The sequence below is a fragment of the Elongatibacter sediminis genome, from assembly GCF_037892215.1.
GTDB lineage: Bacteria > Pseudomonadota > Gammaproteobacteria > Xanthomonadales > SZUA-36 > Elongatibacter > Elongatibacter sediminis.
Genome location: NZ_JAZHOG010000023.1, coordinates 1 through 5,465, shown reverse-complemented (window position 1 = coordinate 5,465; position 5,465 = coordinate 1). Strand labels below are relative to the sequence as shown.

Sequence of the window (5,465 nt, the reverse complement as noted above, 5' to 3'; positions counted from 1 at the left end):
CGACTACTTGACGCCTTATGAAGTGTTCAACAACACTCAGGAATCACTCACCGTTGCGCTTCGCAGTTGAATCCAAGACGATTTTTTGGCAGAAACGCCGTTATTTCATGCGGTTATGTTGGTCCGACCCCAAAGGGTTTGTTGGTCCGACCCCAAAGGGTTTTTCAAAGGGTCTACGCTATGGGGTTAGTCGAGAAACGTTCAGAGCGGTTTCTCCGTCTTGGGTCCTGATGATGGTGTAGAGCCGGTCATAGTCGGTTTCGGGCATGGGCTTGGTGGCTTTCCCTGAAATCAAGGCGGCCAGTTCCGGGGTCGTGTCGGAATGCCCGGAGATCGCAATGGTTCCTGACATTCCGCTCAATGTTTCGGCGAAACCATCCAGGTCCCCCGGGTCGTAAATTTCGATGCTTATGCCGGTGGCTTCCGAAAACGGTTCCACCGTTGCCCGGGTTCTTTTGTAATCGCTTGAAAAAATCCGCGTAACGCCCATTCGTTGCAAATAGGCGCCGATGGAAGCCGCCCTTTTCTTGCCCGCTTCGCTCAAGCCCGGGTCGGGGCGTTCGGTCGTTTTCTCTGCATGGCGGAAAAGAATATAAATAGTCTCATCCGCATGAGCCGGGCCCGTTACCAGTGACCCCAGCAGAAAAACTATTGGCAACGAGAATAGTCGCATGGCCATCCTTAAGTTTGAGCCTCTGAATCCGTTTAATTGTGTTGGTCCGACACCATCTATTCACAGATGCAGAATGGATCAAAAATCGGGCACGGAACACAAATCTCTTCTTCAAAACCGTCCCGGAAGAGCACCATGTCGATCACGCCAAACTCCAGTGCAGCGCTGAGTTCCGATGTATTTCCCTCGGCATCGATTGCGAGGGCTCGCATAATCCCGCCTTCAGTGTTTTCCGGCAGGTTCAATACGGCGGTTTTCAGCGCTGGTGCATCAGGGTACGAGATCAGTGGGTTCAGCGATGGCGTTCCACGGTGAATGGAAACGCCGCCCGCCTGCCCAGGTTGGTCCGCGACGTAGAATTCGATCGTCAGGGGATAGGTGGAATTATCGGTGGTCGTGTCCACCGTGTAATCCACGGAAACCGTTGGCGGGTTGACGGAATCATCGAACACGATATTGCTCAGAACCGGAGCATTTTGCAGGCGATTAACACCGCTGTCGTCGTCGTTGGGGTCATTCGGGGTCGGGCCGTCTCCTTGCAGGTCGATGGGTATTCCCTCGTTGCCGAAAAATACGTTGTAAAAAGCGGCGTGTCCGCCACCAGAACCTGTGTCGAGTGCGATCGAAGCACCCTCGTTACCGGCGAAGAGATTGGTGTCAATTTGCGAATCTTGTGAAAGCGCACCGATGCGGATTCCATCACCGTCACCGAAAGCGGAGACCTGAGTATTGAATATGAAGGTGCCGGTGATTTCAGTGGCGTCCGCGTTCTCGATCATCACGCCTGCGCCCCTGTTCAATGCCACCCGGGCGTTTTCGATGCGGGTTCCGTCGCCGACCACCACGATTCCCGGGCCTTCGTTGAAAATAATGCTGTTGAATTTGTCGTCAGGCGTATCAACAATCTCGTTGGACTGGCCGGTCACGATAACGCCACCGACTGCGTTGCCACGGCCTGAGTCTGACGAGATCGCCACACCGAACTCGTTGCCACGAATCTGGTTGGAATCCGTCTGGATGCGGGCACCGTAATCACCATTGAGGAACATGCTGTTTTCGTCAAGCGCAAGCCCTTGCACACCTGCCAGCACAATTCCATCGCCGGCGTTGAGGGCTAATACGTTCCCGGCAACAGTACCGCCTGTATTCGGGCTGCCTCCGTCTGCATCCAGCCTGATCCCGGTCTGGTTGGCCAACACCTGGTTGTCTTGAACCAGGGCGTTTTCGCCAAGAACGTGAAGTCCATCGCCTGGTCCCGGAGTCACAACGGGAACCGTCGGGCCGATCAGCGGGGTTGGAACAATCGCGCCGAAAATCTGATTGTCGCTGACCTCGAGATTCGCCCCCTGGACCATGACCTGCGGGTCACCGTTGCCGATAACCTGGTTGTCGAAAACTCCATTGCCCGAACCAATGAGCGACACACCGATACCCCCGTTGCCAACGACGCTTGCCGTTGGATCGAGTCCACCCGAATAGAGCCCGCCATTGCCATCACTGCCGATCCAGTTACCACGAACGGTGACGCCTCTGACATTACCTTCGATGCCATTGCCCAGGTTGCCGGAAATCACATTGCCCCGCCCGGTGCCGGCCAGCGAAGAGCCATCGTGGCCGATGCGCACGGTCACCGTCCCGACGATGAATCCCAGATCGATGCCCGTGGCGTTGGCGGCCGCTGTGCGGTTGGCCGCCTGACCGATCCAGCAACCGCTGATGATGGTTTGCTCAGGACCGGCGCCTACGCCCAAACGCAAACCGGCACCCGGAAAGTTGGTGATCCCCAGCGTGTAGATCTCCGAGCCACGCGCACCCGTTCCCAGGATCAATCCCTGACTCGACCCGCCAAGACCGGCGCCATCGATAAATACAGCCGGTGGCGGCGATATCGGTGCAGTCGAATCCAATTCACGGTCACGGGCAGGTGCACCCGGCGCGCTCGAGCCATCGATAACAACGGATTCCGCGATCAGCGGAAGTGGATTGGAAGAGGGGCTGATGGTGCCAGCAACCGAAAATTGGATGGTGTCCTTGCCGGCCAGGGCATTCGATTCCTCGATGGCACCACGCAGGGAGCACAGGAAGTAGAAGCCGTCAACGGGATTGCCGAACAGCGTCTCGCATTTACCATCACCAATGTTGTCGTCACTGAAGTCATTCAGCGAATCAACAACAAAAGTCTCCGCCAAGGCGCTGTTCGTCAGGATGACTGAAAGCGCCAGGGACATGCTTATGCTGCGTATCCGGTCGCTGCGGTTCATGTGTTCCCGTTTGATTATTGCTACAAACGAAGCCCCGCTCAAGAACTCAGCCACACAGAGTGGCCGTTGGCTGTTCGCGACAGTTGGAATGGCCGGCTGTTGCGGTGTGTTTTGGCTATGATTTCCAAACCTGGGCAAACCGCTCTTTTCCGGACTTCCGGGGGTCACCGTTCGTGTGAGCTCATGACTCCATTCATGGTTCGATAGAGCCCATCTTACCGGGGCCGCGCCAAACGTGTAGCAATCCGCTTTTCTGTAACGCGCAGTTCGAAGCATTGATGCCGGCCGGCCCGCCGGTCAGTCGTGATAGATCGACAATTCGCGTGCCTCGCGCTCCGCATCGGGATCCCTGACCGACTCGATCGCGGTCAGGGCATCAATGTAGGTCGCGGGAAAACCCGCGGCCCGCGCCCCTTCGAGCACGTGGCGCAGATACCAGGAGAACGGCCGGCGCCGCGGATCGACCGCGGTGGCCACATACGTTTCCGCTGAAACTTCCTCGCCACTCTCCAGGCGCACCCGCAGAGTTTTGCGCCGGTAACCGGCACCCACCCCTTCGATCCGGTCCAGCACCGCAAGCGAATCGGCCGGCAACCGATACACCACGCCGTGCACCACCCCACCCGCGTGCACGGGAATATCGCACTTGCCCGATCCGTCCTGCCCGATCTTGTGAAAAGCCAGGCGGCGGTCCACAATCAGCGCATTGACCCATTCCCGGGCCACTGCGATGCGCTGGCCGAGCCTTGCGATTGAGACATTGGATCCGTAGGCCAAATAAAAACGCACCTGTACACTCCCCGGTGGATTTGCCCGCACCCTGACAAACCTCGCGCCACATCACCACCCGTCTCGCCAGAATGCGAGCCCGGGCCACAATAACTGGCAATTCAAGAACCAACTACCATGCTCAACAAATTGCGATCTTGGGTTAACCCACCGCCAAAATCCACTGACAGCGACTATCTGCGCGATAGCTTCCTGCAACACATCCCGCGCGAGCGCATCGATCTGATTGTCGAGTTGGGAAGTTACGACGGCCATGATGCCATCATGCTTCGTGACTACTTCGACGCCCGTGTTTACACCTTCGAATGCAACCCCGACATACTCAGGCAGACTCGAAAAAACCTGCGAAATAAAAGCGGCATCACCTTGGTGGAACAGGCTGCATGGAACGAAAACGCGCGTATCCCGTTCTACCCTGTCACAAAAACCATTCGAGGTAATGCCCCACACTTCACCCGCCTGGCGGCTTCATCCTGCTACCGAGCGAGCCGCAACTATCTGGAAATAAACACCCAGCGGGAAACCCATGTCCACGCCATCCGGTTGGACAGTTGGTGCCACGACCATGGCATCGAAACCATCGATCTGCTGTGTATGGATATTCAGGGCGCAGCCTTCCCCGCACTGCAAGGCCTGGGATCTGTCCTGGACAGGGTCGGCTACATGATCGCCGAAATTGAACGCAAGGAAATGTACCACGGCGAGACCCTGTTTCCTCAGATTAACGACTATCTGGGCAGCCACGGGTTGAGCCTGAAGGAAGAAATCTGCCGGGATGACTGGTTTAGTGACTTTTTATTTATCCGGGAAGGGTGAGTCACTGACCAAATCCCCACAATCCAGACCCTTTCGACAATCCGCCTTCAATTACAGATTCAACGTATAAATGACCTGGTGTGCATCGTCCGGATCGCGACCCACACTCATGCCTAGATCATTTGCCAGTTGACGCATCGGCGCGTTGTCCGCCAGATCAATTGAATACAACTTCTTGACGCCCCGGGTTTTGGCGAAATCGATCAGTTGCTTCGCCAACAAAACGTCAAGGCCCTTGTTCTGCCAATTATCGGCAATGGTAATCGCCATTTCCCGATCGTTATCAGTGGAACCGGGCGCATACCGGACAACACCGATTTCGCGCTCCTCTCCATCTATCTCCGTGATCGCAATGAAGGCAGCGGTTTGATCAAAATCGACATCGCAAAACTCTTTGAGGAGCTGTTCTGATATGTGATGCATGCCACCGAGGAAGCGGTAGTGTTTGGTCATCGGTGACAGGCGGTCGATAAACCCGACTTCGAGATTGGCGTCGATTGAGCTGATCGGGCGAATGGTGACCCGCTGCCCATCGAGCTGGACATCAATTGCAGTCGCTGGTTCAACCATGACGGTTTCCTCGAAAATACGGTTATTGCCCTCTTTTAACGATACTTGCTTGTGAGGGTTGTTAGGTATGTTAGCGTAATGCCCTCACTGCCAACAAGCGAGGAAGACCCGCATATATAGCTGTTTTTATTGTGCTTTATCAGAATATCGACATCAAAAACACCTTAGACTTGCCTTGTTGGGTCGGAATTTGGGCTATGTAGAGAAAACCAGAAGAAACTGTCTTGTCAATAGCCGTTTTTTGCAGGAAAAATTGACCCGCTAAGCCCGAAAAGACAACGCTTGGATTCAACTGCGAAGCGCAACGGTGAGTGATTCCTGAGTGTTGTTGAACACTTCATAAGGCGTCAAGTAGT

General features: G+C 55.4%; 5 protein-coding genes. 1 reads left to right on the top strand and 4 read right to left on the bottom strand.

The window, feature by feature from the left end; translation table 11 throughout:
• Window positions 1-178: 178 nt before the first annotated feature.
• The 3 genes from V3330_RS19555 to V3330_RS19545 all read right to left on the bottom strand — a co-directional run bounded on the left by V3330_RS19555 (window position 179) and on the right by V3330_RS19545 (window position 3,723).
• Complete coding sequence (locus V3330_RS19555; protein ID WP_354697151.1) at window positions 179-673, bottom strand: SixA phosphatase family protein; 495 nt, start codon at window positions 671-673, stop codon at window positions 179-181.
• A gap of 56 nt (window positions 674-729) precedes the next feature.
• On the bottom strand, window positions 730-2,934 hold the full coding sequence (locus tag V3330_RS19550; RefSeq protein WP_354697150.1) for a right-handed parallel beta-helix repeat-containing protein: 2,205 nt from the start codon (window positions 2,932-2,934) through the stop codon (window positions 730-732).
• 297 nt (window positions 2,935-3,231) lie between these two features.
• Window positions 3,232-3,723 carry a gamma-glutamylcyclotransferase family protein gene (locus V3330_RS19545; protein WP_354697149.1) on the bottom strand — a complete coding sequence of 164 codons (492 nt, stop codon included), beginning with the start codon at window positions 3,721-3,723 and terminating at the stop codon, window positions 3,232-3,234.
• Window positions 3,724-3,840: 117 nt separating this feature from the next.
• Here V3330_RS19545 and V3330_RS19540 point away from each other — a divergent pair, with 117 nt between their 5' ends.
• The gene (locus tag V3330_RS19540) at window positions 3,841-4,539 is read left to right on the top strand and encodes an FkbM family methyltransferase (RefSeq protein ID WP_354697148.1); all 699 of its coding nucleotides are present in this window, start codon (window positions 3,841-3,843) and stop codon (window positions 4,537-4,539) included.
• A gap of 51 nt (window positions 4,540-4,590) precedes the next feature.
• Here the strand turns inward: V3330_RS19540 and V3330_RS19535 are convergent, their stop codons facing one another.
• The gene (locus V3330_RS19535; protein ID WP_354697147.1) at window positions 4,591-5,109 is read right to left on the bottom strand and encodes a GNAT family N-acetyltransferase; all 519 of its coding nucleotides are present in this window, start codon (window positions 5,107-5,109) and stop codon (window positions 4,591-4,593) included.
• Window positions 5,110-5,465: the final 356 nt, after the last annotated feature.

Coding starts and splice junctions, on each gene's coding strand:
- V3330_RS19535 (WP_354697147.1), bottom strand. CDS start 5,109: ATGGTTGAACCAGCGACTGCAATTGATGTCCAGCTCGATGGGCAGCGG.
- V3330_RS19540 (WP_354697148.1), top strand. CDS start 3,841: ATGCTCAACAAATTGCGATCTTGGGTTAACCCACCGCCAAAATCCACT.
- V3330_RS19555 (WP_354697151.1), bottom strand. CDS start 673: ATGCGACTATTCTCGTTGCCAATAGTTTTTCTGCTGGGGTCACTGGTA.
- V3330_RS19550 (WP_354697150.1), bottom strand. CDS start 2,934: ATGAACCGCAGCGACCGGATACGCAGCATAAGCATGTCCCTGGCGCTT.